Genomic DNA, 24,763 nt, shown 5'->3' on the forward strand with positions numbered 1-24,763 from the left:
ACGCAAATTCCTGAATGTAGGCTTGCTGGGCCGCAAAACATCGACTACAACCGACAGCAGTCACAAAAGAATAATTTGATTTGTGACCCAGAAGCAGGAAAGGTGACGCTCCAGGACACCGGGGTTGTCGCCCGGTACGCCCAGGAAGGTCCGATTCGCGCCGGCGCCAGACGCGCTGCGCAGGACCGACCAGCCGACGCCGGGGAGGGCGTCGGAGTGCCGGGTGGGAATGTCCTGTTTGCGTTACGGGGTTTCAGGGAGAGGTAGTGAATGCTCGACGGCGTGCGCCCGGATGGCCGCGCCGAGCCATGGATGCTCGTCCGACGCGGCTCTAGCGAGCCCTCGGGCGCGAGGTAGGAGATGGACCGGTCGCCGGCGGCAAGGGATGCCGTCGGGACGTCAGCGGCGATGATGGTGGGTGGGGAGCTCAAGGACTCGGCGGCACCGTCTGGAGACGGCGGCCGCGGCGAAGGAACGCTTTCGGCGCGGGCCGCAAGGCCGCAACGCACGACGCGAGTACCCATTGGATCGGCCGTGCCAGGGACGGTATCGAATGCGGGGCTGTAGCGAGCCCCAATGCGTGCGCCCGGAGGGCGTGCGCGACGGCCGCGGTGGCCGTCGCCGGGCAGCGCCTGTGGGCGCGCTGCGCGGCGGCGCCGCGGTAGCAGTCGGATATCAGACGGTAATCGCCGGGGAAAGCGCCGGCAGGATCAAGCCGCGCTGCGTCGCGTCGGCCAGGCCGCGCTCGTGCAGCCATTGCCAGGCCGCGTCGGCATCGTGCTCGACGTAGGCGCGGGCCGAGCCCAGGCGGAAGGTGTAGCCCCATTCGTCCATGTCGGCGAGCACGCGCTCGCGGCCCACCCCGGGCAGGGCGTCGCCGAGCAGGCTTTGCAGCACGCACACCGCGTCTTCTTCCTCGACCGAATCGGTGGCGTCGGTGTGCACGGCGGCGCGGCGTTGCGGCGGCAGTACGATCAGGTGCGCGGCTTCGTGCAGCAGCGAATGCACCGGCGTGTCGGCGCGTGCGTACACGGTGCTGCCGATCAATCCGGCTTCGCACTCGCCCCAGTAGCTGCCGGGAATGGCGTCGCCGTCGGCGACCCGCGACAAGACCAGGCCGTAGCGCGCGAGCAGCGCGGCGACGGCGTCGAAGTCGATGTCGGACAGGCTTAGCATGGGGCTAGGAAATAGTAGCGAGGAAGTAGGAACTAGTAGAGGCACGGGCAAGCTTTCGCCGCCAACTACTTGCTAATTCCTAACTACTAATTCCTAGCTACTCGTTACTAGCCTTAAGCCGGGCTCGGGCGGTCGGGCAGGGCCACGGAAATATCGAGCACGTCGTGCTCGCCTTCCTTGACCACGTCGACCTTGACCGACTCGACATCGACGTTGACGTACTTGCGGATCACTTCGAGCAGCTCGCGCTGCAGCATCGGCAAGTACTCGGGGCCGCCGCGTCCGGCCCGCTCGTGCGCGACGATGATGCGCAGGCGGTCCTTTGCGACCGAGGCGGTCTGCTTCTTGGCCAGCAGGAAGTCGAACAGTCCCATGCTCAGCCTCCGAAGATCTTGCTGAAGAAGCCTTTCTTTTCCACTTGCACGAAGCGCATCGGACGGGTGTCGCCGAGCAGGCGCGCGACCGCGTCGTCGTAGGCCTGGGCGGCGTCGGATTCGGTTTCCAGGATCACCGGCTCGCCCTTGTTGGAGGCGTTGAGCACGTCGCCGGATTCGGGGATGACGCCGATGGTCTTGAGGCCGAGGATCTCCTCGACGTCGCCGACGCTGAGCATCTCGCCGGTTTCCACGCGCTTGGGGCTGTAGCGGGTCAGCAGCAGGTGTTCCTTGACGCGCTCGCCGTTCTCGGCGCGGCGGGTCTTGGACGCGAGCAGGCCCAGGATGCGGTCGGAGTCGCGCACCGAGGACACTTCCGGGTTCACCACCACCACCGCCTGGTCGGCGAAGTACATGGCCAGGAACGCGCCCTTTTCGATGCCGGCGGGCGAATCGCAGACGATGTAGTCGAAACCCTCGGCGATCAGGTCGTCGAGCACCTTCTGCACGCCTTCCTTGGTCAGCGCGTCCTTGTCGCGGGTCTGCGAGGCGGCCAGCACGAACAGGTTGTCGAAGCGCTTGTCCTTGATCAGCGACTGCTTGAGCGTCGCTTCGCCGTTGACGACGTTGACGAAGTCGTACACCACGCGGCGTTCGCAGCCCATGATCAGGTCCAGGTTGCGCAGACCGACGTCGAAGTCGATGACGGCGACCTTGTGGCCGCGGCGGGCGAGGCCGCAAGCGACGCTGGCGCTGGTCGTGGTCTTGCCCACGCCGCCCTTGCCCGAGGTGACTACGATGATTTCGGCCAAGTTGTATTCCTCCAAAAGTGCGGCCTCAGTCCAGCGCCGCGATCATGATCTGTTCGTCTTCGAGCCAGACCTGCACGGCTTTGCCGCGCAAGGTCTTGGGGATGTCTTCCAGCACTTTGTAGTGGCCGGCGATGGCCACGAGCTCGGCATGGAACTCGCGGCAAAAGATGCGCGCTTGCGGATTGCCCTGCGCCCCGGCCAGGGCGCGGCCGCGCAGCGGGCCGTAGATGTGCACCGAGCCGTCGGCGATCACCTCGGCGCCGGCGCCGACCGCGGTGAGCACGGTCAGGTCGCGGTTTTCGGCGTAGATCTGCTGGCCCGAGCGCACCGGCGCTGACTGGATCAGCCCGGGCGAGGCGGCGGGCGCGGCGGCCTTGGCCGGCGCTGGAGCGGGCGCAGTCGCTTCCCGGCGCGCGGGCGCCGGCGCAGCGGCCGGCGGCGCGGATTCGTCGTCGCCGCGCTCGTACTGGGCGCGGAATTTCGCCAGCAGCGGTAGGCCCAGGGCCTCGGACAGGCGCTCGGTCTCGCTGGTGCCGTAGGCCAGGGCCACCGGCAGCACGCCGGCGGCGCGCAGGCCGTCCAGCAGCGCCTGTGCGGTCGCGGCGTCGGGGGTGTGGCTGAGGCCGCCGAAGTCGATCACCACCGCGGCGCGGCCGAACAACTTGGGCGCGCGCTGCACGCGGCCGCGCATTTCCTCGATCAGGCGCGGCACGTCGAGGGTGCGCACGCGCAGGTTGGCGATGCCGACCTGGCCGATCTTGAGTTCGCCGGCCTGTTCGTAATCCACCGCCACGCTCACGGACAGGTTCCCGTCGGGCGTTGCGCCAGGGAATCGTCGTGGGCGATGGCGACGCGCGGCCGGGTCAGCCAGGGTTGCTCGGGCAGTTGGTCGCCGTAGGTCTCGCGCACCCAGGGGTAGCTGCACAGCGGTTTCATCAGCATCGCCGCGCGCACGTCGGCCTCGGCCATGACGTGCTGGCCGACCTCGCGGAAGCCGAAGCTGCCGTGGAACAGCAGCGCCGGGTCGTTGCCGCCTTCCAGGAACACCTCGCAGGCCAGCTGCGGGTAGCGTAGCTCGGCATAGCTCTGAGCGTCGGCATAGAACGCGCGGCCGACGCCGCCGCCGCGACGGCGGCTGGCCACCACGATGCGGTCGATATAGAAGAAGTCCGGGTAGCGCTCACGGAACCAGCGGAAATTGCTGCTGTCGTGCTCGGAGTGACTGCCCATGCCGATCAAGAAGCCGGCCATGGTCCCGTCGCGTTCGGCGACCCGGAAATACTCGGCGTGGTCGAAGAAGTGACGCAGTCTCGCCGCATCCAGCGGCAGGATCGCGGGCCCGGCAGCATTGTTGAGTGCAAGGACGGAATCCAGCTCGTGCTCACGCACGTCGCGGACGACGATCGACATTCCGGGCTCCAGTATTCGCAAGCCGGCCACGAGATATGTGGCCGGCGGGCCGATTATCGCATGGCCGCCCCATCCCGGCGACCGCTGGGCGGACAGGGCGCCGGAATGCCGGATATGGCCGCTGGCGGGCGCCAGCGGCGTTCCATTACTTTCGGACGGCTCCGAGCGCAGCCGCAGCCGTTAGCATGCGTTCATGCTGGCGCGCCTCACCCACACCCGACTGCTGCGTTACGCCGGCCTGTTCACCTGGGGCCTGCTGGGCTGCTGGCTGCTGTCGATCTGGCTCGATCCGGGCTATTTCCAGGTCGAACCGGGCCAGTCGCTGGTGCCGGTCTACCTGCAGGTGCTGCGCTGGGTCGCGGTCTACCTGACCTTCGGCATCGTCTATTGGTGGATCACCCGTTCGCTGGGCGAGCGCCAGACCGGCATCGTCGACCATCTGCTGCTGCTGGTGCTGACCGGCTGCGCGATCGGGGTCAGCTACTACTCCAATACCGGCCTGGGCAGCGTGCTGTTCATGGTCATCGCCGGCCTGCTGCCCTGGATGCTGCCGCTGCGGGTGGGCATCGTCTGGCTGCTGGTGGGCAACCTGGCGATCACCCCGGTGTTCGTGCAGGCGCTGGACATCCCGCCGCTGGTTGCGGTGCTGCAGTCGCTGCTGTACATGGGCTTCTCCAGCTTCGTGTTCGTGACCGCGCTGGTCGCGCTGCAGCAGACCCAGGCGCGCGAGGAGCAGCGCCGGCTCAACGCGGAGCTGCGCGCCACCCGCGCTCTGCTGGCCGAAAGCGCGCGCATCAACGAGCGCACCCGCATTTCGCGCGAGCTGCACGATCTGCTCGGCCACCATTTGACCGCGCTGAGCCTGAATCTGGAGGTCGCCGGACATCTTTCCGACGGCCGCGCCAAGGAGCACGTGCAGCAGGCGCATACTCTGGCGAGGTTGCTGCTGACCGACGTGCGCGAAGCGGTGAGCCAGCTGCGCGAGAACGGCGCGATCGACCTGGCCGTGGCCCTGCGCCCGCTGGCCGAGAATGTCCCCGCGCTCGACATCCGCATGGACATCGAGACCCCGCTGACCCTCGACGACCCCGAGCGCGCCCACGTGCTGATGCGCTGCACCCAGGAAATCATCACCAACGCCGTGCGTCACGCCGGCGCGCGCCATCTCGACATCCAGGTGCGTCGCCACAACGACTGCATCGTGATGGACGCGCGCGACGACGGCCACGGCGCCGACAACCCCGTCTCCGGCAACGGCCTGCGCGGCATGCGCGAGCGCCTGGTCCAGCACGGCGGCGACCTGCGTATCGAAACCCGGCCGGAGGCGGGCTTCTGCCTGCACCTCACGTTGCCGGCCTCGGCGGCCGCGGCCGCCGCCTGTGAAGGAGTCACTGCATGACCCCCAGCTCCAGCAATGCCAGCGCCGATAACACCCGTCCCGCGCGCACCATCCGCGTCATGCTCGTCGACGACCAGACCCTGGTCCGCCAGGGCGTGCGTTCGCTGCTGGCGCTGGCCGAGGGCATCGAAGTGGTCGCCGAGGCCGGCGACGGCCGCCAGGCCGTAGAAATGGTGCCCCAGGTTCGCCCGGACGTGGTGCTGATGGACATGCGCATGCCGGTGATGTCGGGCCTGGAGGCCCTGCAGGCCCTGGCCCGCGCCGGCAACCTGCCGCCGACCATCATCCTGACCACCTTCGACGACGACCAACTGGTGCTGGCCGGGCTCAAGGCCGGTGCCAAGGGCTACCTGCTCAAAGACGTCTCGCTGGAACAGCTGGTCGGTGCGATCCAGGCCGTGGCTGACGGCGGTTCGCTGGTGCAGCCGGCGGTCACCCAGCGCCTGCTGTCGGGCCTGGAGCACATGCGCAACGATTTCGTCAGCCTGGACCGCCCGGACCCGCTGACCGAGCGCGAGACCGAGATCCTGCGCCTGATGGCCGGCGGCTTCTCCAACAAGGAAATCGCCAATTCGCTGGGCGTGGCGGAGGGCACGATCAAGAACCACGTGTCCAATATCCTGTCGAAACTCGGCGTCCGCGACCGCACCCGGGCGGTGCTCAAGGCCTTCGAGCTGCAGTTGGTCTGAGCGTAGTCCTGCCGGCCCGGCGCAGCGCGCCGGGCGTTCCCCCGGGCCGCGCGTAAGCGGCCCGTTCCGTTCCCGATCGGGGCGGCTCGCGGCGCGTTCGGCGCCTGCACTGAAACCGTGCCTAGCCGCATGTTGCGATTTCGCCCGGCGCCCGCGGCCCCGGGGCGCTCCGGCCCCGCTTGCCCACATCGGCCGGTTGCAACGGATGACTGCCCGGGCCGCGGCTTCCTTGATACGATTGTGGGTCTGCGCCCCGGCCCGATCCGGGTCCCGGCCTTGGAGAAACCTGAATGACCCGTCTGATCGAGTTTTTGATTTCCCTGGCGATCGTCGCCGTGCTGTTCCTGGTCGTCGGCGTCGTGCTGCCGTCCAGCCGCCACCTGTCGCACTCGGTGGAGACCAACCGCAAGCTGACGATCGTGTTTGACACCTTGAACAGCCTGCACCGGTTCAAGGATTGGAACCCGCTGGTCATGAAAGACCCGAACATGCAGCTGAAGCTCGCCGGTCCGGAGTCGGGCGTCGGCGCGCGCCTCGAGTATTCCTCCAAGGAAAAGAACCTGGGCAACGGCAGCTGGGAAATCACCGCTTCCGAGCCGGGCAAGCGCGTCGCCTACAAGATCGACGACATCCTGCGCGGCAACAACAAGCGCACCGAATTCACCCTGCGTCCGACCGGCCGCAACAACCGTAACGTCGAGATCACCCAGACCTACGACGTCGAATACGGCTGGAACATGCTCGGCCGCTACTCCGGCCTGTACGTCAGCAGCAGCGTCGGCGAAGACATCAAGCTCGGCCTCTCGCGCCTGAGCAACATGCTCGCCGCGGTGCCGAACTACGACTACGCCGATCTGAGCAAGGACAACCCGGCCAACGCGCCGAAGTTCGTCCAGCGCGACGCCGAGAACCTGCTGATCGTCACCGCCGCCGTCGACCGCGACAACGCCAAGGTCCAGGCGCAGATGAACAGCAACATCGAGTGGATCAAGAAGGTGATGGCCGCCAACGGCCTGGAAGCCGCCGGTCCGGTGCGCATCATCACCAACGAGTTCGGCGCCGAAACCTATTCGTTCGACGTCGCCCAGCCGGTCCGCAAGATCGGCGAGACCGGTCCGGCCACCGAGCTGGCGGTCAAGGTCGAGGGCCCGGTCAAGGCCGTGTTCCTGGGCCCGGCCAAGGTCGCCGCGGTGCCGTTCAAGGGCCACATGGCCAACCTGCCGAAGGTCCGCGACGCGCTGCGCGCCTGGGCCATGACCCAGGGCACCGAGACCATCGACCGTCCGTACGAAACCTGGAAGGCCGGCATCGAGAAGAGCTTCACCGAGGAAGGCGACTTCGACGTGTACTGGACCATCAAGCAGTAAGCCGTCCAGGCAGCTCGCAATACGAAACGCGCCGCGGATTCCGCGGCGCGTTTTTTTTTGCTTCGTCCCGGAGGCGCGCCGGCGTCGAGCAGTGGGGCGGCGAATCGCGGCTTACGCCGCTCCTACAGGCGCGAGCGACGCGGGGCGCGGAAGGGCGTGAGCCCCGATCAGGCGCGGCTGCCGCCCCCTGTGGGAGCGGCGTAAGCCGCGATTCGACACCAGGCCGGACTCGAGCACCGATGCGCCGACCGCGAGCGCGCGCGACTCATGTCGTCGACGCGTCGAATCGCAAGAACGGCCGCTTGCGGCACATGCGCCGCCTGCTATCGTGCCGACACGCACGAGCGGACACCCCACGCATGACGCCGTCCAATTCGACCTCTCTTCCTTTCACGCGCGCGTTGGCCGCCGCCGGCGCGGTGCTCGCCGCGCTCTCGGTCGCGCTGTCGGCCTACGCCGCGCACGTCGCCGATCCGACCGCGCAATCGCGCCTGCAGATGGCCGCATTGTTCGCGTTCGGCCATGGCATCGCCTTGGCTGCGCTCGCGCCCGGGGCCGCGCGCCGGCTGGCGCGGATCGCACTGGCCGCATTGCTGATCGGCGTGCTGCTGTTCGCCGGCGGTCTGGCCTCGGCGTATTTCTTCGGCACCACCACCCGGATGCTGCCGTTCGGCGGCAGCCTGATGATCCTGGCCTGGCTGCTGTACGCAGCCGACGCCGCGAGGCGCTGACGATGCCACGCCATGCCCGCGGCTTCGATACCCAGGCCGCCTACGCCCACCTCGCCAAGCGCGACCGCAAGCTCGGCGCCTGGATGAAGAAAGTCGGCACGCTCGGACCCGACCCGCGTTGGCGCAAGTCCTTCGATCCGGTCGACGCGCTGGCGCGCGCGATCCTCTACCAGCAGCTCAGCGGCAAGGCCGCGGCGACGATAGTCGGGCGGGTCGAAGCCGCGATCGCCAGCGACCGTTTCCATTGCGACACCCTGGCCCGTTGCGACGATGCCGCGATCCGCGCCTGCGGCGTGTCGGGCAACAAGCTGCTGGCGCTGCGCGACCTGGCCGCGCGCGAATCGCGCGGCGAGATTCCCGACCTGCGCCGCATGAGCGTGATGGACAACGACGCCATCGTCGCGGCGCTGGTGCCGGTGCGCGGGATCGGCCGCTGGACGGTCGAGATGATGTTGATGTTCCGGCTCGGGCGCGCGGACGTGCTGCCGGTCGACGACCTGGGCATCCGCAAGGGCGCGCAAGCGGTGGACAAGCTCGACGCGATGCCGACGCCGAAAGAGCTTGCCGAAACCGGCGAGCGCTGGGGACCGTACCGCACCTACGCCAGCCTGTATCTGTGGCGCATCGCCGACCTGGCGACTCCGAGCAAGACCGAGACCAAGCGTTCGCAGGATTGAGGCAGTACGCGATCGGCACGAGCGGCATGCGGTGAGCGCGGCGAACCGCGTCTCGCTCAACACGAAACCTCGCAACCAAGGCCGCGGGCCGCGTCGCGGTCCGCGGCGCTCAGCGCATCTACGAAACCCCGCGCTTCGCTTGCGCGATCAGGATCAGCGACGCCGGCTGGCCGGTACGCGGATGCGTCGGTTCTTCCAGTTCGACGACGCGCAGGCCGCAGCGTTCGAGCAGGGCGAACCAGCCGCCCAGGGTGCGGAAGTACCAGGGCGCCGGATCGGCGAAGTCGCCGTCGCAACCGGCCCAGGAACCCGCGCGCCAGCCATCGGCATAAGGCAGCTCGGTACCGGCGGCCAGCGGATGCAGGGTCTGCACGATCGCGCGGCCGTCCTCGCCTAGCAGCGCGGGCAGTGCGCCCACCAGGGCTTCGACGTCGTGCTCGCCGATCAGCGAGAAATTGCAGACCGCGACGTCGTAGCGCGCATCGAGCGCGCCTTGCGCGATCTGCGCATAGGACAAGCTCAGGTAGCGCTCGCCGGCACCGGCCGCACGCGCGGCCTCGACCAGTTCGGCGATCGCGTCGGTGCCGGTGACGTCGATGCCGTGCGCGCTCAGTGCGCGCGCCAGCCAGCCTTCGCCGCAGCCCAGGTCCAGGACCTCGCGCGGCCGTTGCCGCAATACCGCCTCGACGATCGCGCGGTCGGTGATCAGACGCCGGCTTTCGATGCCGCCGCTGCGCACGGCGCGGGTCCATGGCGCGGCATTGCTGCGCCAGGCCGCGAGCACCGCATCGTCGTGCGCGTCGCTCATTCGCTGCGCAGGCTCACGGCTGCGGGCCCCGCCGCCGCCGCGTCGGCGACGACCGCCGGCGCGTGCGGGTCGGTGCGGGTGCCGAAGCGCGATTTCAGCCGCAGCGCCGGACGTTCGACCAGGAACCAGGACAGGGCCGCGAGCGTTGCCGCGATCAGGGTCGCCCACAAGGTGTTCATCAAGGGGCCGGTGCTGGGCGCGAAGTACTGCACCAATTGCTGCGAGGGCCAGCCGTAGAGGTAGAGGCCGTAGGACAGATCGGTGCGGCGGATCTGCGGCAGCCGCGGCACGAAGGCCAGGAACAGGGTGGTGTAGCTCAGGGCGACGAAATAGCCCAGGTAGTAGTAACTGCCGCCGCGCAGCAGCGCCGCCAGCACCAGCACCAGCGCCAGCAGCCACCAGCGCAGCGGCACGCGCTCGCGGTTGACCCAGGCCAGGCTGCCGGTCAGGAAATAGGCGGTGCAGTACAGCCAGTTGATCTTCTCCGGCTTCAGCGCCTCGCCGCCGTACTTCACGATGCCGGCGATCAGCAGCGCCAGGCACAGCAGGTTGAAGCGATTGCGCGGCAACAGCCGCAGCAGCCCGATCAGCGCCAGCCACAGGTACAGGCGCACTTCGATCGGCAACGACCACAGCGAGCCGTTGATGGCGTGGCTGGGCAGGGTCTCGAACACGCCGGGCAGGAAGTATTGGGTTTCGCGGGCGAGCAGGGCGTTCGCGCGCAGATAGTTCCAGACCTGAGGCGAACTCCAGTAGTCCGCGGCCGTGGTCAGTAGCGGACCGAGCACCAGCACCGTCAGCGCCACGCAGACGATCAGCGCCGGGAAGATGCGCAGCGCGCGCGCGGCCAGGTAGCTGGGCAGGCGATTGCGTTCCAGGCTCGCGGCAATCAGGAAGCCGCTGATCACGAAGAACATGTCGACCGCGATGCCGCCGGCGAACTTGATCTGCACCAGCTGCAGCAGCAGGTCCTGGCCGCCGCTGGCGGTGACCGCATAGCTGTGGCCGTAGATCACCAGCCAGGCCGCGAACAGGCGGATCAGGTTGAAGTTGTTGTCGGGCTGGGCGTGGCCTTCGGCCAGGGTGCGCGGCGTCATGGAATCGGCAAGGCGCTCAGTCGCCGAACAGTTCGTCGGCGTTGCCGTGCACGTACTCGTGCAGGTCCGAAGGGGCGCCCTGGTGCAGCAGCAGGTCCGGCTCGGCCGAGAAGGTCAGCACCGGCGTGATCGTGGTGCCTTCGACCTCGAACGGCGCGCTGGCGTCGATCAGGCAGGCGAGGTCGAAGCCGATCGCGGTGGTCAGCTCGCGCACCTGCTGCGGCGGCAGCGCTGCCTGCTCCAGACGCTCTTTGATCGTGCGCAGCAGTTCGTAGCTGAAATAGGCCTGCCACTCGTCGTACTGGTTTTCGTCCTGCTGGAATTTCATGCCGGATCCTGGCGGGCGAAGCGGGTTCGGCGCATTGTGCCCGAACCGGGCCGGCCCATGCCGCGCGCGTGGCGCCTTATTCCAGCCGGTTCCATGCCGCGCGCAGGACGATGGCCGCGACGCCGAACAGGCCCAGCGCCATGCAGGCCAGGTGCAACTGGTCCACCGAGATCCAGCGCAACAGGGGGTTGGCCGGCGACAGCGGCCAGACGGGTTGTAGGTCGGAGTGCATGATCGCGTCCAGCAGCACATGCGAATAGGTGCCGAGCAGGGCGCCCGCGAACGAGGCCGGCCAGGTGAACGGCGCGTGCGGGATGCGCAGCGAGCGCAGGCAGGCGGCGCTGATCGGCCGCCCGATCGCACCGGCGAGCAGCCCGATCGGCAGCGCGCCCCACACCGTATGCGTGGGCCCGTGCAGCACCGGCCAGCCGCGCAGGATGCCGAGCAAGGGCTCGATATCCATCAGCACCTGCGCGCCGCCGAACACCATGAAGCTGAAGCGGCGGCCGCCGATGGCCTTGAATGCGAGACCGGGGCCGAGGTGGATCGGGGTAAAGGGCATCGGCGGCCGGCGTTTTCAGTCGGCGCCGTCCAGCGGCAGGGCGACGGCCAGCATCGGCGCTTCCTGGCCGCCCAGCGCCGCGTACAGGCCGCGTGCGGCGGTGTTGTCGAACTCGGTGGCGACCCAGGCCTCGCTGCAGCCCAGGGCCCGGCCGTGCACGAGCAAGGCGTCCATCAGCTGCCTGGCGATGCCGCGGCGCCGCAGCGCGGCGGTCACGCCGACTTCGTTGATCCACAGCGTCGGCGGCTTGTCGGGATGCACGTAATGCAGCGCCGAGGCCATGCCGACGATCTCGCCGTCGAGCACGGCGACCGCCAGGTGATGGCGCGGATCGGCGAAGAACTCGCCGGCCCAGCGCGGGTCGATCGGCTGGTCGAACACGTCCGCCGCGACCCGTTCCAGCACCGCGATCTCGTCGCGGCCGAGCAGGCGCACCTGCGGCGCGGCGCTCACGTCGCGCTTACTCCGTCACCGGGCGGAAGAAGCTGCGCTCGTAGCTCAGGAAGCAGCGCGTGTCTTCGTAGTAGCGCATCGCGGCCTGGCATTCGGGATCGCCTGCGGCCTGGGTCCGGTAGGTTTCGTAGGCCGCCAGCGACGGGAACGAGAACAGCGCCAGGGCGATATTGCTGTGGCCTTCGCCGGGCAGGAAATAGCCGTGGTGCTCGCCGCCCAGGCGCTCGACCAGCGGGATCCACATGCGCGCATAGGTTTCGAACTCGGCCAGCTTGGCCGGATCCAGCACGTAGCGCAGGTAGCAGGTGATCAAGATGAGGCTCCAGAACGGCGCGTGGCGCGGTCCGGCCATCCTAGCGTGGCTCCGCCGTCGCGGGCGGTCAGGGCGCCGCGTAGCGCCAGTGCCAGGGCTCGTAGACGATGCCGTGCGGGTTGTCGCGGGGATAGCTCATCACGAAGCCATAGCCGCCGGCCTGGGTCCGCAGCCAAGCGAAGGCGGCGGTGCTTTCGAAGGATTCCTCGGCCGGCGGCTGGTCGGGCGCGCCGATGTCCAGGGCCAGGCCGGAGTGGTGTTCGCTGTAGCCGGGCGCGGCGTTGACGGTGAGGATCTGTTCGACGTCCAGGCCGCGCGCGAGTTTGCGTTCGAAGATGCCGAGTTGGTAGTCGTGGCTGCGATAGCCGGAGATGGCCTCCAGCACCACGCCGTCGCGCAACGCGGCTGCGTGTAGGTGGGTCCAGGCGCGCGCGGCCAGCGGATGCAGCCACAGCGGGCGGCGGTAGCGGTCGTGGCCGGCGAAGGCGAGGCGGTCGGGTTCGGCGACCAGGCTCAGGCCGGTGCGCTCGCCGTAGCCGTGGTCCAGTCCGAGCGCGTGCAGGCGTTCTTCGAGCCGGTCCAGCGGCAGTTCGTGGACCCGTTCCAGGCCGGCGCGGCGCGGCGTCGCAGCGTGTTCCAGCGCGTCCAGGGCTTGTTCGAGACCGGGTTCGTGGCGCAGCCGCTGCACCAGCGGCAGCAGCCCCTCCGGCAGGTCGGCGGCGAGGTACTGGCCGTCGCGCTTGCGCCGCAGCACGTGGCGCGCGCGCGCCAGGGCGCGGGCGTCGTGGTTGCTGCGCGCACGCAGCAGGCCGGCCGGCCAGAGTTCGATCTCGGGCGTGTTGATCAGTACGGGAATGACGCCGCGCATACGCGCAGGTTAGCGGGAGCGGCGGCGTCGCGCTACGTCGTTGAGCGCATCGAGCAGGGCTTGCGGCTGCTCCAGCGACAGCAGCAGCGAGGGGCCGTCGCCGCGCTCAGGCAGCCACAGCACGCGCCGGCGCTGGGTCAGCAGATAGAAGGCCTTGCGCCAGCGGTCGCGCATGCGGAACCAGCCGGCCTGGTAGCCGGGCAGGGAGGTGCCGAGAGTCTTGATCGAGGGGCGCAGGCCGGTGTGTTCGTCTAGGTCGACGATGCGCGCGCGCTCCAGGTCCAGCGCCGCGACCTGCACCCGGCAGGTGTGCGGTCCGGCCTTGACGGTGAGCTGCCCGGCTTCGAGTTCGACCGCACGCCGGCGCGCGCCGAGCCAGATCAGGCCGCCGACCAGCACCAGCGTCGGCACCGCGATCCACAGCAGCTGGACGACGCTCGGATCCTCGCGTGCGCGCAGCAGCGCGAACGCGATGCCGAGCACCGCCAGGCCCAGCGAAATCGCCGGCACCAGCAGGGCGCGCCGGCCAGGCGCGGAGACGGCGTAGCTGCGCATCTCAGCGCAGCTGCAGCACGACGCCGGCCATCAGCGCGGCCGCGGACAGCGCCAGCAGCGCGACCGTGGCCAGCCGGGCGGCAGGCGTCGGACGGGCATCGCCCTGGCGCGGATAGCGGCGTTCGATCAGCTTGATGATGTGCAGCATGAGGGGCTCCCGGTTGGGGCTGGCGAAGGTTCGGCGCCTGCGCTCAGGCCGGCTTCTTGAAGTACAGCCGATGGGTTGAACTGTTGGAATCGTAGGCCACCGTGACCAGCTCCCAGCCCTGCGCGCCGCGCTTGCCGAGTTCCTCGCGGATGCGGTCGGCGGCCGAAGGGCCGAACAGTTGCAGGCCGATTTCGCTGAGCAGGTAGTTCCATTGCGTGTGGCTCATGATTCGTTTTCATCCGTGCTGGGTGGAGGGGTCCGGTCGGGCAGGCGACCGGCCTTGCGCAGGGCATCGCGCAGGGCGTATTCGATCTGTGCGTTGAGCGAGCGCAGCTCGTCGTCGGCCCAGCGCTGCGCCGCGGCCAGCACTTCGGCGTTGATGCGCAGCGGGTAGGCTTTCTTCTCGGCCACGGTTCAGTAGAGCGTGCCGGTGTTGACGACCGGCTGCACGCCGCGGTGATCCGAGCACAGCACGATCAGCAGGTTGCTGACCATCTGCGCCTTGCGTTCTTCGTCCAACTGCACGGTGCCGTGCTTCTGCAGTTCCTCCAGCGCCATCTCGACCATGCCGACCGCGCCGGCGACGATGCGCGTGCGTGCGGCGATCACCGCGTTGGCCTGCTGGCGCTGCAGCATGGCCTGGGCGATTTCCGGGGCGTAGGCGAGGTGGCTGATGCGCGCGTCGACCACCTGCACGCCGGCGTCGGCCAGGCGCTCGGCGAGTTCGTCCTTGAGGTGCTGGGAAATCTCGGCGGCGTGGCTGCGCAGGGCGAGCTGGCCTTCCTCGTGCTGGTCGTAGGGATAGCTGGTGGCCATCGCGCGCAGCGCCGACTCGGACTGGATGTGGACGAAGCTCTCGTAGTCGTCGACGTTGTAGACCGCCTCGGCCGAATCGACCACCTGCCAGACGATCACCGCGGCGATCTCGATCGGACTGCCGTCGAGCTCGTTGACCTTGAGCTTGCCGCTCTCGAAGTTGCGCACGCGCTGGCTGATCTTCTTCTGGGCGAAGAAGGGGTTGTTCCAGCGCAGGCCGTTGTCCTTGACCGTGCCGATGTACTTGCCGAACAGGCTCAGCACCGCGGCCTGGTTGGGCTCGACCTTGTACAGACCGGTCAGGCTGAAGAAGGCCAGGATGCCGATCAGGATCGCGGCGCCGATCTGCAGGTCGGACTTGGCCGCCAGGCCGCCGACGAACAGCCAGAACACGAAGGCGCCGACCAGCAGCAGGAGCAGCAGGATCGGAATACCGGGCAGGGAACGGGTCGGGTTCTCTTTCATGGCGCGTTCTCGGGTCCTGGTTGAGTTCGAAGTATTGATATCAAAGTGATATCAGTTATCGCAAGATATTTCGGACGGACGGTAGATCGTTCGCGGCGCGGCCTCTGGGGCTGGGACGCCGCGGACCTGCAGCGGCGGCGTATTTAGCGCGCCCCGGCGCTCTGCGCAGGCCAGGCAGCGGATTGGGGATCGCGGGTAGGTCAGATCGGGCCGAGCGTGCCGGCGCCTGAGTGCCGCGGTCGCGGCCTACGCCGCTCCTGGCCCAAGGCCGAACCGGCAGGGCTCAGGGCGTGATCCGGTACAGCGGTGCCGGGACGAACTCGCCGGTCGCGTACAGGCTGCGGCCGTCGGTGGCCCAGCCCAGGGCTTCGGCCTGCGGCAGCCAGGGCAGGGCGGTGATCTTGGGCGGCTCGGCGACCGCCGCGCCCCAGCTTTGGCCGCTGCGGCGCGGGTACAGCAGCAGGTAGCGGTAGGTCATCACCGCCAGGGTGCGGCCATCGGGCGAGACGTCGGCGGCGGTGACCTGGCTCTGCAGGCGCGCGGTGCGCGGCTTGCGCTTGAGCGCGTCCTCGCTGGGCTGCGGCACCCCGGCCAGGGCGCCGCTGCGGTGCGCGGTGAGCAGGCCGGTGTCGGCCGGGCGCAGCGGCAGGGTGAACAGTTCCGGCGGCTGGCGCTTCTTCGAGATCAGCAGGATGCGGCCGTTGGCGGCGTCGACCGCGACGGCCTCGCAGTCGCGTGCGCCGTCGGGCCAGCGGAACGCGATCGACCAGGCCGGGCGCAGTCGCGCGTTTTCGAGCGTGGCCGGTTCCTCGACCACATGCAGCTGCAGGCTGCGGCGCAGGCCGCCGTTGTCGCCGGTATCGGCGATCAGCAGATAGTTGCGGCCGTCCAGGCGGAACGCGGCGATGTCTTCCCAGTCGGTCTTGGTCACGCCCTCGATCCGGAACGTGGCCAGCCGCTCGCCGTCGTCGGAGACCGCGAACAGGCGCTCGGGGTTGCCGCCGTCGTCGATCATCCACAGCACGCCGGGGTGCCGGCGCGAGGCGGCCAGGCCGCTGATCTCGTCGAGCTGGCTGTCGATCAGCATGCCGCTGAGCTCGCTGCCGGGTTCGCCGGCTTCATGGCGCGCGCAAGCGCCCACCGCGGCTAGCGCGGCGGCAAGAACGACGGCGCGCAGCGGTAGCGGCACGGAACGCGGCATGCCCACAGCATCGCATGCAGCGCGCATGCCGACATAGGTCCGGACCCGCTGGGACGTGCGGAAAGTTAGACTAGCGTCAGCCTACGGCCTCACTCCAGGAACGCGCATGATCACGCTCGGTACGCCTTTGTCCCCGCACGCCTTCCGCGTGCTGCTGCTCGGTTCGGGCGAACTCGGCAAAGAGGTGGCGATCGAACTGCAGCGCTTCGGGGTGGAAGTGATCGCCGCCGATCGCTACGCCGACGCGCCGGCGATGCAGGTCGCGCATCGCAGCCACGTGCTCGACATGCTCGACGGCCAGGCCGTGCGCGCCCTGATCGCGGCCGAGCGGCCGCACCTGATCGTGCCGGAGATCGAGGCTATCCACACCCAGACCCTGGTCGAGCTGGAGCAGGAGTTCGCCGAGCGCGGCACCCACACCCGGGTGATACCGACCGCGCGCGCCGCGCGCCTGACCATGGATCGCGAGGGCATCCGCCGCCTGGCCGCGGAAACCCTGGGCCTGCCGACCTCGCCCTATCGTTTCGTCGACACGCTCGACGACTACCGCAGCGCCGTCGCCGCGATCGGCCTGCCGTGCGTGGTCAAGCCGGTGATGTCGTCCTCGGGCAAGGGCCAGAGCCTGGTGCGCAGCGCCGACGATGTCGACAAGGCCTGGGACTACGCCCAGACCGGCGGCCGCGCCGGCGCCGGCCGGGTCATCGTCGAGGGCTTCATCGACTTCGATTACGAGATCACCCTGCTGACGGTGCGTCACGTCGGCGGCACCACCTTCTGCGCACCGATCGGCCATCTGCAGCGCGACGGCGACTACCGCGAAAGCTGGCAGCCGCAGGCGATGTCGACCCGCGCCCTGGCGCGAGCGCAGGGCATCGCGCGCGGCATCACCGACGATCTCGGCGGCTGGGGCGTGTTCGGCGTCGAGCTGTTCGTGAAGGGCGACGAGGTCTGGTTCAGCGAAGTCTCGCCGCGCCCGCACGACACCGGCCTGGTGACCCTGGTCTCGCAGGACCTGAGCGAGTTCGCGCTGCACGCGCGCGCGATCCTCGGCCTGCCGATTCCGACGATACGCGAACACGGTCCGTCCGCGTCCTGCGCGGTGCTGGCGCAGGGCCACGGCGTGCCGGTGTTCAACGGCGTCGACGCCGCGCTGAGCCAGGCCGACACCCAGTTGCGCCTGTTCGGCAAACCGCGCGTGGAAGGCCAGCGCCGGGTCGCGGTGACCCTGGCCCTGGGCGAGGACATCGACGGCGCCCGCGAACAAGCGCGGCGCGCGGCGTCGGCACTGGACATCGAACTGCGCTGAGCGCATCCATCCTCAATCGAAACAAAGATCCTGACAGGGGGATCGGCAATGGAAGAATCCCGAGGCTACGCTGTATTCCTATTCCCGCAGGCGCTGGAAGCCCTGGGTGAGGCGATCCGACCCTATCTGCTGGACGGTCCGGCCGGGCCGCACGTGCTGTGCCGCGAAATCGACACGGCGGGAGCGCTGATCGAAATGACCCTGGAGATGCAGACCAGCGAAGGTCGGCCGGTGTCGCTGGAACTGATGGTGCCGACCAGCATGGTGCGCATGATCGTGTCGGCGCGCAGCGACGAGGCGTTCGGCTTCGGGCCGCGGACGGAGCATGCGCCGTATGCGGCGGCGGCGGCGGTGGTGCCGGTGGCGACGCCTGCACCCGCTGCGCCCGCGCCTGCACCCGCTACGCCCGCGCCGGTCGCTCCTGCAGAGGTGCCCACGCCGGCGCCGGCGCCTGCTGCTCCTGCGCCGATGGCGGCGCCAGTGCCTGCGGAGGCGGATGCTGGGGCGGCGAAGCCGAAGCCGGCGGGGTGATGCCGGCGCGGTGGGAGTTGCGAGGGTTGCGCTAGCGGATCAATCTGCGGCCCGCGCCGGCTTTGGGGTAGGAGCGGCGTAAGCCGCGACCGCGAACTCCGTCAGCTGACGGAGGTTCCGCTTCAGGTCGACCTCGATTTCGACCTCGGCTTCTGCCTCTGCCTTCTGTGGGAGCGGCGTAAGCCGCGATCGCGAACTCCGTTTGCTGCGTTGGTTTCGTTCTTAAGCAACAGCTTCCGCCCGCTGCGCGTGCGCGCCACTTTCTCTTGCTACTCGCCTTGGGGTAGGAGCGGCGTAAGCCGCGACCGCGACCTTCGGCTACCGCGCTGGCTTCGATTCGGATTGGCTTCGCTTTCTGTGGGAGCGGCGTAAGCCGCGATTGCGAATTCCGTTTGCTGCGTTGGTTTCGTGCTTAAGCAACAGCTTCCGCCCGCTGCGCGAGCGGGTCACTTTCTCTTGCTGGCCCAAGAGAAAGTAACCAAAGAGAAGGGCCTGCCTAGACAACCCTCCCGTGCGGGTTCGGAGCTGGCGCGGTGATTTTTCGAAGGAACATCCTGTTCCTCGAAAAACGGCGCGCGTCCTGCGCGCCGCCCTTCGGGTCTGAGTAGGGTTGGGCGAGTGCGGAGCATTGGATTTCAATGCCGCGGCAACGGCAACGGCAACGGCAACGGCCACTGCAACGGCCACTGCCACTGCCATAAGGCGCAACCACGACCGCGGCCGCGGCGACTCGCATGGTCTTAGTCGTCATCTGCTTGCAGGTGAGGATCCCGTTGCTTCAGCGAGATCCGCCGACCGAGCCGCTATTCCCGGCGCAAACGCTCACGCGCGTCGCAGTGCGCGCAAAAATCAACGCACGCCCAGATCGACCCAAACCAGATGATGATCGCTGCCGTCTGCGATCGCCGCATCGGCGCTTTCGCGCGCCGGCCAGAACACGCCGGAATCGTGTAGGCCCAGTCCGCGCGACGGCAGCACGTAATCCAATCGCAATGTCCCGGCCTTGGGTCCGAAGTCGCCGGTATGGGTGGCGGTATCGCCCTTGCGCGGTAGGCCGTAGTCGGTCGCGCGCTGCGGTGCGCCGTCGCTGCGCGGCACGTGGCTGGCATCGACGCGCGGGTGCTCCAGCAACTGTGCGATCGCGCCGCGCGCGCCATCGCCGTCGATGGGGTCGGCGTTCATGTCGCCCAGGATCACGAACGCGGCGTCGCTGGGCAGGCCGCCGCAGCGGCCGCGGTCGTCGCACAGCCAGGGCTTGTCGCCGGGCGACAGGTATTCGGCCCAGAGCCTGATCTCGTCATGGTTGCGCGCGCCGTTGCGGTCCTCGGGGCCGTCGAACACCGGTGGGGTCGGATGCGAGGCCAGTACATGGATCAGGCCCAGCGGCGTGCGCACCGGCACGTCCCAATGCGATTTCGACGACAGCCGCAGCTGCGACCAGATCGGCGCCGGGTACCAGGGCGAGCCGCTGGCGGGATCGCGCGGCTCGCGCGCGCCGGGCAACGCGCTCCACTTCAGCAATTGGAAGCTGCGCACCTGGGCACTGTCGATCGGATAGCGCGACAGCACCAGCATGCCGTACTGGCCCGGGTGCAGGCCGTAGCCCCACGCGTCGTTGCCGCGGGCGCGGCCGTCGTCGCCGATGCGGCCGTCGTGGTCCAGGTCCAGGCCGCTGGGCACGCCGGTGTTGACCGGCGCGAGGTAGCGGTAGGGGTAGCGCAAGGGTTCGCCGCCGTGCTGGGCGACTTCGAGATAGCGCTGCTGGAACAGGTCGGCGGCGCGGCCGTCGGCGTCGTAGTCGAATTCATTGAGCAGGACCAGGTCCGGGCGTGCGCGCTGCAGCACGGCGGCGATCTTGCGCGCGCCGGCGTCGTCGGCCTCGAGGCGGCGCACCAGGCCGCCGTCGGCGTCGTCGTAGAGCGAGGTGTTGTAGGTCGCGACGCGCAGCGCGGCGGTTGGGCTCATGGGTTCGGCCGCCTGGGGATCGCCGTGGACCTGGACGCGCACGCAGCCGGCGGCGAACGCGGCGAGCAGGACGAGGGAGATCAGAGCAGGGTGTCGGTTGCGCATGGCGCGCATGATGGCATGCGCGCGTGCGCGGGCGGTGACAGGCCGTTTGCTGCGCCTGGCCGATGGCCGGAGTCGGCCGCGCACGCGGCGGACGGCGACAAAGAATCGGCCGCAAAGAATCGGCCGCAAAGAATCGGCCGAAAAAAAACGCCCCGGCGAACCGGGGCGTCGGGTCGAGCGATGCAACTGGTCTTACAGGGTGCAGCCGAACGCGCTGAACTGGGTCTTGGACTGGGCCAGCGCGGTCGAGCAGGCCTGGGCCAGCGAAGCCTTGGAAGCCGGATTCGCGGCCGCCTGCTTCCACGCGGTGCGGCTGGAATCCAGGCCGGTCTGGAACATCGCACGCTGCTCGGCCGGCACCTTGTCGGCCAGGCAGGCGGAGACCTTGGTCAGGTAGTCGTCGCACTCGGGGATGCCGACGCTGTCGGCGGCGGCGACCGGAGCGGCGGCATCGGCAGCGGCCGGGGCGGCGGCAGTGTCAGCGGCGGGTGCTGCGGCCGGATCGGCGGCGGCCGGGGTTTCGGTGGTGGCCGCGGGTGCGGCGGTATCGGCCGGCTTGTCGGCCGGCTTGGTGCAGGCGGCCAGCGCCAGGGTGATGGCGGCGGCAAGAATCAGAGCGGTGTGCTTCATTAAAATATCCCCATAAGAGTGGTAGGCGGCGGCTCCATGCCAAACACAGTGCCGATTCGGTCGTGCGAAGACGACGGGCCACTAGGTACACGAGTCGGCAGGACTCTGTGTTAGCGACTCGTAAAGCCGCCATGCGCGACCGCCCGATGTCGAGGGGACAATCGGCATGTCGACCGCGAGCGCATACGGCTGTCGTGCGGACATCGGCGACCGACATTGATGCGTGATCGTGCTGCTCGCGCCGGCCGTCGCGATCACATCGCGCAGCCGTAGCGCGCGTATTCGTCCTTGGCCTGTTCCTGTGCGATCGCGCAGGCCTGCGGCAGCGCGGCGCGATGGGTCGGGTTGGCGGTCGCTTCCTTCCATGTCGCGTATTCGGCGGACACGTCGGTGCGCAGTTGCAGGCGCCGGGCTTCGGGGACTTTTTCGTTGATGCAGGTCGCGACTTTGGCCAGGTATTCGTCGCACTGCACGACGCCGATCGCGTCGTCGATTTTGCCGCCGCTGCCGCTGGCGGACGAGCAGGCGGCGATCAGCACAGTAGCGGCCGCGGTGGCGGCCAGGTTCCAGGGTCGGGCATTCATGGCGATGGCTCGCAGCAAGTCGAGGGGCGCGGGATCCGTCGCCGCGTCGCATCCGGCCGACGCCGCTGAGCGCGCGCCTATGCCGAATTCCATGCCTATGTAAAGGAACGCGGTTACAGCCTGATGAAGTCGTGCGCGTCCAGGTCGCGCCACTCGTGGCCGTCGAAGCCTTCCAGCGGGCGATAGCGGCGCTTGTAGTCCATCTTCGGGTGGCCGGCGATCCAGTAACCCAGGTACAGGTGTTCGCGGCGTTCGCGCTTGGCCCATTCGAGCTGGCGCAGGACCGCCAGCGTGCCCAGGCCGCGATCGGCCTCGTCGGGTTCGTAGAAGGTATAGACCGCCGACAGCGCGGTCTCGACCACGTCGGTGACCGCGACCGCGAGCAGGCGGCGATGCTCGCGCAGTTCCAGGAAGCGGCCTTCGCTCCAGCTGCCAATCAGGAATTGGTCGAACTCCGCCGCGCCGTGGCCGTCCATGCCGCCGCCGGCATGGCGCGCGGCCAGATAACGGCGGTACAGCGCCAGGTGTTCTTCGCTGCGTTCGGCGGGGCGCACGCGCATTTCGACGTCGGTGTTGCGTGCCAGGCAGCGGCGTTGGCTGCGGTCGGGCTGGAAACGGTCGACCGGGATGCGCACCGCCACGCAGGCGCGGCAACCGGCGCAGTGCGGGCGGTAGACGATGTCGCCGGAGCGGCGGAAACCCCAGCCCAGGGCGTGCGGGTACCAGTTGCGCAGGCGCGGATCGCGCGGGTCCAGCACCAGGTCGCGGGCGACGCGCTCCGGCCAATAGCCGCAGGCGTGCTCGCCGGTGTGGAACAGGCGCAGGTCCTCGCTTTCAGGCTGCGGTTGGGTGCCCATGGCGTGAGCATAGCGCCGTCGCGGGGCCGCCGCGCGTGGTCTTTTCGTTCATGTTCCGGTGCAGGTCGTGTCAACCGAGCGCGGGCCGGGGCGTTGACCACTGCATCGGCGCCGCCCGGCGCTCAAGCAGGAGCCACCGCAATGAAACGTTCTACCTTGCTGGTCGCCGCGCTGGCGGCCGCTGTCGCCGGCGCCGCGCTGGCTGCGCCGCAGGACCCGGGTACCGGCCGTCCGGCGCGCCCGTCGCTGGACAGCAACAAGGACGGCGCGATCGATCGCAGCGAAGCCGCCGCGATGCCGCGTCTGGCCGAGAAATTCGACGCCCTCGACAAGAACGGCGACGGCCGCCTCAGCGCCGACGAGCGCCCGTCCCGGCACGGCCATGGCGGTAAAGGCGGCGAGCGCGGCCACCGCGGCGGCATGGGCGGGCTGATCTCCGCCGATGTCGACGGCGACGGCCGCATCAGCAAGGCCGAGGCCGCCAAGCTGCCGATGATCGGCGACAAGTTCGCCCAGATCGACAGCAACCGCGACGGCTATGTGGTGCGCAGCGAACTGCGGGCCTTCCACGAGCGCGAGCGTCCGCAGCGCGAAGCCGAGCGCGCCAAGCGCTTCGACCAGCGCTTCGCCGAGGCCGACCTCAACCACGACGGCAAGCTGAGCAAGGTCGAGGTCGGCGAGAAGATGCCGTACCTGGCCAAGGCCTTCGCTTTCATGGACGAGGACCGCGACGGCTACCTGACCCGCGACGACCTGCGCCACGGCCCGCATCGCTGAAGCCTGGCCGTTCGCACCACCGTTTTGCGTTGCACCCGCGGTACCCAGCAGTAATGGAAGGTTTGCCCCTCCAGATTCCCGTGCCGCGTCCAGCGGCACGGGTTTTTTTTGTGCGGCGCCTCCATGCCGGCGACCGTGGTGGCGTGGCCTCAGAGCCGGCCGGATTCGATCAGGCCGAAGATCAATCCGCCCAGGCCGCAGCCTATGCCGACCACCACGCCGATCCAGGACTGGATGCGCTCGCATCGCCGCCGCCGCATCGCCGCGGCCGGATCGCGCTGCGCTTCCTGCGCGTGCCGACGGCGCAGGATGCGCGGCTGCACGACCGCGGTCTGCCATAGGACCACGGTCATGAAGACCAGGGTCGCCACGGTCGGCCCGAGCCAGCCGCGGGTGTAGTGGCTCGCCAGCAGCAGCGCCACGACGAAGCCGATCGAGACCAGCGCGCAGATCACCGCGCTGCGGATCAGGGCGGTGCGCTCGGCGTCGTCGATCGCGCCCTTGAGCTGCTTGCGCAGGCTCAGGTAGATGCCGGCGAACGCGGCCACCATCGCGAAGGCGATGCTGCCGGCCGCGCCCAACACGACCTGGCCCAGGGTCTTGGCGCCAGCGGCCGCGCCGGCGCCGAGCAGGCCGGCCGCGGCGGCCGGCGGGCTGGCGATCGCCAGCGCGGTCGCGACCATGCTGGTGAACGCGACCGAGGGCGCGCTGTCGAGGGCGAAGCGGCCGAACCGCGCCAGCAGCTCCGCGCGTACCGTGGCGCGCGCGCGCGACAGGCGCTTGCGCACCGCCGCGTCGCTGAGCCCGAGCAGGGTCGCGACCTGTTGCGAGCTCTGGCCTTCGCGGTAGTACAGCAACAGCACTTCGCGGCTGTCGTCGGGCAGGGCCGAGATCAGTTCCACGGCCATGGTCTGGCGTTCGTCGTCGAGCAGTTGCTCGCAGGGGTTGGGATGCGGATCGGCCGCGGCTTCGATCGCGGCTTCGACGTCGTCCACGCCGCGCGGCGCGCGGCGCTGGCTGCGCAGATGGTCGCGGGCGAGGTTGCGGGTGATCTGGCGCAACCAGGGCAGGAAGCTGGACGGGCTCTGCAGCCGGCGCAGGTTCTGCCAGGCGCTGAGAAAGGCCTCCTGCGCGATGTCCTCGCTGGCCGGCACGTCGCGCACGATCGCCAGGGCGATCGCCGTGACCGAGTTCTGGCAGGACGCGACGATGCGTGAATACGCGGCACGGTCGCCCGCGGCCGCGGCGTGCAGGTCGGCGTCGATGTTGGCGATCAGGGCGTCGGCGGTGGGCAGGGTGGCGTTCAATGCAGGCAGCTCAGGCAGGCGTGCAGGTCGGCGACGGTCGGGCGGCCGTCGAGCGCACCCAGGATAGCGAGTGCGGCGGCGATCGCGGCGGCGCTCAGCGGGCCGAGGGCGTCGAGGACGGCGGAGAGGGCGGAGAGGGCGAGGCAGGCGCAGGCGAAAGGGGACGGGGTCGTCATGGTGGGTCCGGGTGGGGTGCCTGGACTGGGACGTGCGGGGGCGGTGGATGTGACCGAGGGTGGCGCTGGCGCTCCGGGCCTCGGCTTTTGGGTAGGAGCGGCGTGAGCCGCGACCGCGAACTCCGTCTGCTGGCGGGTTTCGCTCCGGGTCTGCTTCCTGTGGGAGCGGCGTAAGCCGCGATTGCGAATTCCGTTTGCTGCGTTGGCTTCGTTCTTAAGCAACAGCTTCCGCCTGCTGCGCATGCGGGTCACTTTCTTTTGCCACCCGCCTTGGGG

Annotated in this window: 32 protein-coding genes; 8 read left to right on the forward strand and 24 right to left on the reverse strand. The window is 69.2% G+C overall.

Features of this window, described 5'->3' with window-relative positions; translation table 11 throughout:
• Nucleotides 1-675 precede the first annotated feature (675 nt).
• The 5 genes from ASD78_RS16345 to ASD78_RS16365 all read right to left on the reverse strand — a co-directional run bounded on the left by ASD78_RS16345 (nt 676) and on the right by ASD78_RS16365 (nt 3,772).
• Nucleotides 676-1,176 (reverse strand): hypothetical protein, encoded by a 501-nt coding sequence (locus ASD78_RS16345; RefSeq protein ID WP_055900995.1) that lies wholly within the window; start codon nt 1,174-1,176, stop codon nt 676-678.
• Nucleotides 1,177-1,289: 113 nt separating this feature from the next.
• The gene (gene minE, locus ASD78_RS16350) at nt 1,290-1,550 is read right to left on the reverse strand and encodes a cell division topological specificity factor MinE (RefSeq protein ID WP_055900993.1); all 261 of its coding nucleotides are present in this window, start codon (nt 1,548-1,550) and stop codon (nt 1,290-1,292) included.
• Between the two features lie 2 nt (nt 1,551-1,552).
• Nucleotides 1,553-2,362: a septum site-determining protein MinD gene (gene minD, locus ASD78_RS16355; protein WP_055901526.1), complete on the reverse strand. Its 810-nt coding sequence runs from the start codon at nt 2,360-2,362 to the stop codon at nt 1,553-1,555.
• Between the two features lie 25 nt (nt 2,363-2,387).
• Nucleotides 2,388-3,161 carry a septum site-determining protein MinC gene (gene minC, locus ASD78_RS16360; protein WP_056103356.1) on the reverse strand — a complete coding sequence of 258 codons (774 nt, stop codon included), beginning with the start codon at nt 3,159-3,161 and terminating at the stop codon, nt 2,388-2,390.
• Nucleotides 3,158-3,772 (reverse strand): GNAT family N-acetyltransferase, encoded by a 615-nt coding sequence (locus ASD78_RS16365; RefSeq protein ID WP_055900988.1) that lies wholly within the window; start codon nt 3,770-3,772, stop codon nt 3,158-3,160. Before ASD78_RS16365 ends, minC begins: the two co-directional genes overlap by 4 nt.
• A 193-nt stretch (nt 3,773-3,965) precedes the next feature.
• Between ASD78_RS16365 and ASD78_RS16370 the strand changes: the two genes are divergently transcribed.
• The 5 genes from ASD78_RS16370 to ASD78_RS16390 all read left to right on the forward strand — a co-directional run bounded on the left by ASD78_RS16370 (nt 3,966) and on the right by ASD78_RS16390 (nt 8,635).
• Nucleotides 3,966-5,171, forward strand: a complete 1,206-nt coding sequence (locus ASD78_RS16370; protein ID WP_055900984.1) for a sensor histidine kinase — start codon at nt 3,966-3,968, stop codon at nt 5,169-5,171.
• Nucleotides 5,168-5,860: a response regulator transcription factor gene (locus tag ASD78_RS16375; protein WP_055900982.1), complete on the forward strand. Its 693-nt coding sequence runs from the start codon at nt 5,168-5,170 to the stop codon at nt 5,858-5,860. The genes ASD78_RS16370 and ASD78_RS16375 overlap by 4 nt, the downstream gene beginning before the upstream one ends.
• A gap of 290 nt (nt 5,861-6,150) precedes the next feature.
• Entirely contained in the window at nt 6,151-7,227 is a 1,077-nt protein-coding gene (locus tag ASD78_RS16380; RefSeq protein WP_055900979.1) for an SRPBCC family protein, read from the forward strand.
• A 359-nt stretch (nt 7,228-7,586) separates the two neighbouring features.
• Complete coding sequence (locus ASD78_RS16385; protein ID WP_055900976.1) at nt 7,587-7,958, forward strand: DUF423 domain-containing protein; 372 nt, start codon at nt 7,587-7,589, stop codon at nt 7,956-7,958.
• A gap of 2 nt (nt 7,959-7,960) precedes the next feature.
• On the forward strand, nt 7,961-8,635 hold the full coding sequence (locus ASD78_RS16390; RefSeq protein ID WP_056103359.1) for a DNA-3-methyladenine glycosylase: 675 nt from the start codon (nt 7,961-7,963) through the stop codon (nt 8,633-8,635).
• A 118-nt stretch (nt 8,636-8,753) separates the two neighbouring features.
• On the opposite strand, the gene ASD78_RS16395 is transcribed toward ASD78_RS16390, so the two are convergent.
• The 13 genes from ASD78_RS16395 to ASD78_RS16450 form a co-directional block, all read right to left on the reverse strand.
• Complete coding sequence (locus tag ASD78_RS16395) at nt 8,754-9,443, reverse strand: class I SAM-dependent methyltransferase (RefSeq protein WP_056103362.1); 690 nt, start codon at nt 9,441-9,443, stop codon at nt 8,754-8,756.
• Nucleotides 9,440-10,540, reverse strand: a complete 1,101-nt coding sequence (locus ASD78_RS16400) for an acyltransferase (RefSeq protein ID WP_056103366.1) — start codon at nt 10,538-10,540, stop codon at nt 9,440-9,442. The genes ASD78_RS16395 and ASD78_RS16400 overlap by 4 nt, the downstream gene beginning before the upstream one ends.
• Nucleotides 10,541-10,556: 16 nt before the next feature.
• Nucleotides 10,557-10,868, reverse strand: a complete 312-nt coding sequence (locus ASD78_RS16405; protein WP_056103370.1) for a hypothetical protein — start codon at nt 10,866-10,868, stop codon at nt 10,557-10,559.
• Between the two features lie 76 nt (nt 10,869-10,944).
• The gene (locus ASD78_RS16410) at nt 10,945-11,430 is read right to left on the reverse strand and encodes a hypothetical protein (protein ID WP_056103374.1); all 486 of its coding nucleotides are present in this window, start codon (nt 11,428-11,430) and stop codon (nt 10,945-10,947) included.
• A 15-nt stretch (nt 11,431-11,445) separates the two neighbouring features.
• The gene (locus ASD78_RS16415; protein WP_200944245.1) at nt 11,446-11,883 is read right to left on the reverse strand and encodes a GNAT family N-acetyltransferase; all 438 of its coding nucleotides are present in this window, start codon (nt 11,881-11,883) and stop codon (nt 11,446-11,448) included.
• Nucleotides 11,884-11,890: 7 nt separating this feature from the next.
• A complete protein-coding gene (locus ASD78_RS16420) occupies nt 11,891-12,196 on the reverse strand; it encodes an NIPSNAP family protein (protein WP_056103851.1) in 306 nt (101 codons plus the stop codon).
• Nucleotides 12,197-12,263: 67 nt separating this feature from the next.
• A complete protein-coding gene (locus ASD78_RS16425) occupies nt 12,264-13,064 on the reverse strand; it encodes a M15 family metallopeptidase (RefSeq protein WP_056103378.1) in 801 nt (266 codons plus the stop codon).
• 9 nt (nt 13,065-13,073) lie between these two features.
• The gene (locus ASD78_RS16430; protein ID WP_056103380.1) at nt 13,074-13,619 is read right to left on the reverse strand and encodes a hypothetical protein; all 546 of its coding nucleotides are present in this window, start codon (nt 13,617-13,619) and stop codon (nt 13,074-13,076) included.
• A gap of 1 nt (nt 13,620) precedes the next feature.
• Nucleotides 13,621-13,767 carry a hypothetical protein gene (locus ASD78_RS20905; RefSeq protein ID WP_156087832.1) on the reverse strand — a complete coding sequence of 49 codons (147 nt, stop codon included), beginning with the start codon at nt 13,765-13,767 and terminating at the stop codon, nt 13,621-13,623.
• Nucleotides 13,768-13,810: 43 nt separating this feature from the next.
• A complete protein-coding gene (locus tag ASD78_RS16435; protein ID WP_055900953.1) occupies nt 13,811-13,993 on the reverse strand; it encodes a hypothetical protein in 183 nt (60 codons plus the stop codon).
• A complete protein-coding gene (locus ASD78_RS16440; protein WP_056103383.1) occupies nt 13,990-14,178 on the reverse strand; it encodes a hypothetical protein in 189 nt (62 codons plus the stop codon). Before ASD78_RS16440 ends, ASD78_RS16435 begins: the two co-directional genes overlap by 4 nt.
• A 3-nt stretch (nt 14,179-14,181) precedes the next feature.
• A complete protein-coding gene (locus ASD78_RS16445; protein ID WP_055900946.1) occupies nt 14,182-15,048 on the reverse strand; it encodes an SPFH domain-containing protein in 867 nt (288 codons plus the stop codon).
• A gap of 283 nt (nt 15,049-15,331) precedes the next feature.
• Complete coding sequence (locus tag ASD78_RS16450) at nt 15,332-16,249, reverse strand: hypothetical protein (RefSeq protein WP_056103388.1); 918 nt, start codon at nt 16,247-16,249, stop codon at nt 15,332-15,334.
• Nucleotides 16,250-16,355: 106 nt separating this feature from the next.
• Between ASD78_RS16450 and purT the strand changes: the two genes are divergently transcribed.
• Nucleotides 16,356-17,555: a formate-dependent phosphoribosylglycinamide formyltransferase gene (gene purT / locus ASD78_RS16455; protein WP_055900940.1), complete on the forward strand. Its 1,200-nt coding sequence runs from the start codon at nt 16,356-16,358 to the stop codon at nt 17,553-17,555.
• Between the two features lie 48 nt (nt 17,556-17,603).
• The gene (locus ASD78_RS16460) at nt 17,604-18,086 is read left to right on the forward strand and encodes a hypothetical protein (protein WP_056103391.1); all 483 of its coding nucleotides are present in this window, start codon (nt 17,604-17,606) and stop codon (nt 18,084-18,086) included.
• An 849-nt stretch (nt 18,087-18,935) separates the two neighbouring features.
• On the opposite strand, the gene ASD78_RS16465 is transcribed toward ASD78_RS16460, so the two are convergent.
• From ASD78_RS16465 to ASD78_RS16480, 4 genes are all read right to left on the reverse strand, one after another.
• The gene (locus ASD78_RS16465) at nt 18,936-20,156 is read right to left on the reverse strand and encodes an endonuclease/exonuclease/phosphatase family protein (RefSeq protein WP_082575697.1); all 1,221 of its coding nucleotides are present in this window, start codon (nt 20,154-20,156) and stop codon (nt 18,936-18,938) included.
• A 192-nt stretch (nt 20,157-20,348) separates the two neighbouring features.
• Complete coding sequence (locus ASD78_RS20220) at nt 20,349-20,786, reverse strand: hypothetical protein (RefSeq protein ID WP_082559562.1); 438 nt, start codon at nt 20,784-20,786, stop codon at nt 20,349-20,351.
• A 254-nt stretch (nt 20,787-21,040) separates the two neighbouring features.
• Nucleotides 21,041-21,370, reverse strand: a complete 330-nt coding sequence (locus ASD78_RS16475; protein WP_056306801.1) for a hypothetical protein — start codon at nt 21,368-21,370, stop codon at nt 21,041-21,043.
• Between the two features lie 113 nt (nt 21,371-21,483).
• Nucleotides 21,484-22,227: an arginyltransferase gene (locus ASD78_RS16480; protein WP_055900930.1), complete on the reverse strand. Its 744-nt coding sequence runs from the start codon at nt 22,225-22,227 to the stop codon at nt 21,484-21,486.
• Nucleotides 22,228-22,368: 141 nt separating this feature from the next.
• On the opposite strand from ASD78_RS16480, the gene ASD78_RS16485 reads away from it, so the two are divergent.
• A complete protein-coding gene (locus ASD78_RS16485) occupies nt 22,369-23,004 on the forward strand; it encodes an EF-hand domain-containing protein (RefSeq protein WP_056103394.1) in 636 nt (211 codons plus the stop codon).
• A gap of 149 nt (nt 23,005-23,153) precedes the next feature.
• Here ASD78_RS16485 and ASD78_RS16490 read toward each other — a convergent pair whose 3' ends face one another.
• Together ASD78_RS16490 and ASD78_RS16495 are read right to left on the reverse strand one after the other, a co-directional pair.
• Nucleotides 23,154-24,311: a sigma-70 family RNA polymerase sigma factor gene (locus tag ASD78_RS16490; RefSeq protein WP_056103397.1), complete on the reverse strand. Its 1,158-nt coding sequence runs from the start codon at nt 24,309-24,311 to the stop codon at nt 23,154-23,156.
• A complete protein-coding gene (locus ASD78_RS16495) occupies nt 24,308-24,487 on the reverse strand; it encodes a hypothetical protein (protein WP_056103402.1) in 180 nt (59 codons plus the stop codon). The genes ASD78_RS16490 and ASD78_RS16495 overlap by 4 nt, the downstream gene beginning before the upstream one ends.
• Nucleotides 24,488-24,763: the final 276 nt, after the last annotated feature.

Source organism: Lysobacter sp. Root667, assembly GCF_001427715.1.
In the GTDB taxonomy this organism is placed as follows: Bacteria; Pseudomonadota; Gammaproteobacteria; order Xanthomonadales; family Xanthomonadaceae; genus Lysobacter.

What these genes read in the sequence shown, in the direction of transcription:
- ASD78_RS16425 (WP_056103378.1), bottom strand. Translation starts at nt 13,064, where the DNA reads ATGCGCGGCGTCATTCCCGTACTGATCAACACGCCCGAGATCGAACTC.
- ASD78_RS16370 (WP_055900984.1), top strand. Translation starts at nt 3,966, where the DNA reads ATGCTGGCGCGCCTCACCCACACCCGACTGCTGCGTTACGCCGGCCTG.
- ASD78_RS16430 (WP_056103380.1), bottom strand. Translation starts at nt 13,619, where the DNA reads ATGCGCAGCTACGCCGTCTCCGCGCCTGGCCGGCGCGCCCTGCTGGTG.
- ASD78_RS16450 (WP_056103388.1), bottom strand. Translation starts at nt 16,249, where the DNA reads ATGCCGCGTTCCGTGCCGCTACCGCTGCGCGCCGTCGTTCTTGCCGCC.
- ASD78_RS16375 (WP_055900982.1), top strand. Translation starts at nt 5,168, where the DNA reads ATGACCCCCAGCTCCAGCAATGCCAGCGCCGATAACACCCGTCCCGCG.
- ASD78_RS16385 (WP_055900976.1), top strand. Translation starts at nt 7,587, where the DNA reads ATGACGCCGTCCAATTCGACCTCTCTTCCTTTCACGCGCGCGTTGGCC.
- ASD78_RS16400 (WP_056103366.1), bottom strand. Translation starts at nt 10,540, where the DNA reads ATGACGCCGCGCACCCTGGCCGAAGGCCACGCCCAGCCCGACAACAAC.
- ASD78_RS16460 (WP_056103391.1), top strand. Translation starts at nt 17,604, where the DNA reads ATGGAAGAATCCCGAGGCTACGCTGTATTCCTATTCCCGCAGGCGCTG.
- ASD78_RS20220 (WP_082559562.1), bottom strand. Translation starts at nt 20,786, where the DNA reads ATGAAGCACACCGCTCTGATTCTTGCCGCCGCCATCACCCTGGCGCTG.
- ASD78_RS16480 (WP_055900930.1), bottom strand. Translation starts at nt 22,227, where the DNA reads ATGGGCACCCAACCGCAGCCTGAAAGCGAGGACCTGCGCCTGTTCCAC.
- ASD78_RS20905 (WP_156087832.1), bottom strand. Translation starts at nt 13,767, where the DNA reads ATGCTGCACATCATCAAGCTGATCGAACGCCGCTATCCGCGCCAGGGC.
- ASD78_RS16435 (WP_055900953.1), bottom strand. Translation starts at nt 13,993, where the DNA reads ATGAGCCACACGCAATGGAACTACCTGCTCAGCGAAATCGGCCTGCAA.
- ASD78_RS16395 (WP_056103362.1), bottom strand. Translation starts at nt 9,443, where the DNA reads ATGAGCGACGCGCACGACGATGCGGTGCTCGCGGCCTGGCGCAGCAAT.
- ASD78_RS16405 (WP_056103370.1), bottom strand. Translation starts at nt 10,868, where the DNA reads ATGAAATTCCAGCAGGACGAAAACCAGTACGACGAGTGGCAGGCCTAT.
- ASD78_RS16495 (WP_056103402.1), bottom strand. Translation starts at nt 24,487, where the DNA reads ATGACGACCCCGTCCCCTTTCGCCTGCGCCTGCCTCGCCCTCTCCGCC.
- purT (WP_055900940.1), top strand. Translation starts at nt 16,356, where the DNA reads ATGATCACGCTCGGTACGCCTTTGTCCCCGCACGCCTTCCGCGTGCTG.
- minE (WP_055900993.1), bottom strand. Translation starts at nt 1,550, where the DNA reads ATGGGACTGTTCGACTTCCTGCTGGCCAAGAAGCAGACCGCCTCGGTC.
- ASD78_RS16345 (WP_055900995.1), bottom strand. Translation starts at nt 1,176, where the DNA reads ATGCTAAGCCTGTCCGACATCGACTTCGACGCCGTCGCCGCGCTGCTC.
- ASD78_RS16445 (WP_055900946.1), bottom strand. Translation starts at nt 15,048, where the DNA reads ATGAAAGAGAACCCGACCCGTTCCCTGCCCGGTATTCCGATCCTGCTG.
- ASD78_RS16485 (WP_056103394.1), top strand. Translation starts at nt 22,369, where the DNA reads ATGAAACGTTCTACCTTGCTGGTCGCCGCGCTGGCGGCCGCTGTCGCC.
- ASD78_RS16475 (WP_056306801.1), bottom strand. Translation starts at nt 21,370, where the DNA reads ATGAATGCCCGACCCTGGAACCTGGCCGCCACCGCGGCCGCTACTGTG.
- ASD78_RS16380 (WP_055900979.1), top strand. Translation starts at nt 6,151, where the DNA reads ATGACCCGTCTGATCGAGTTTTTGATTTCCCTGGCGATCGTCGCCGTG.
- ASD78_RS16410 (WP_056103374.1), bottom strand. Translation starts at nt 11,430, where the DNA reads ATGCCCTTTACCCCGATCCACCTCGGCCCCGGTCTCGCATTCAAGGCC.
- ASD78_RS16390 (WP_056103359.1), top strand. Translation starts at nt 7,961, where the DNA reads ATGCCACGCCATGCCCGCGGCTTCGATACCCAGGCCGCCTACGCCCAC.
- ASD78_RS16465 (WP_082575697.1), bottom strand. Translation starts at nt 20,156, where the DNA reads ATGCGCAACCGACACCCTGCTCTGATCTCCCTCGTCCTGCTCGCCGCG.
- ASD78_RS16365 (WP_055900988.1), bottom strand. Translation starts at nt 3,772, where the DNA reads ATGTCGATCGTCGTCCGCGACGTGCGTGAGCACGAGCTGGATTCCGTC.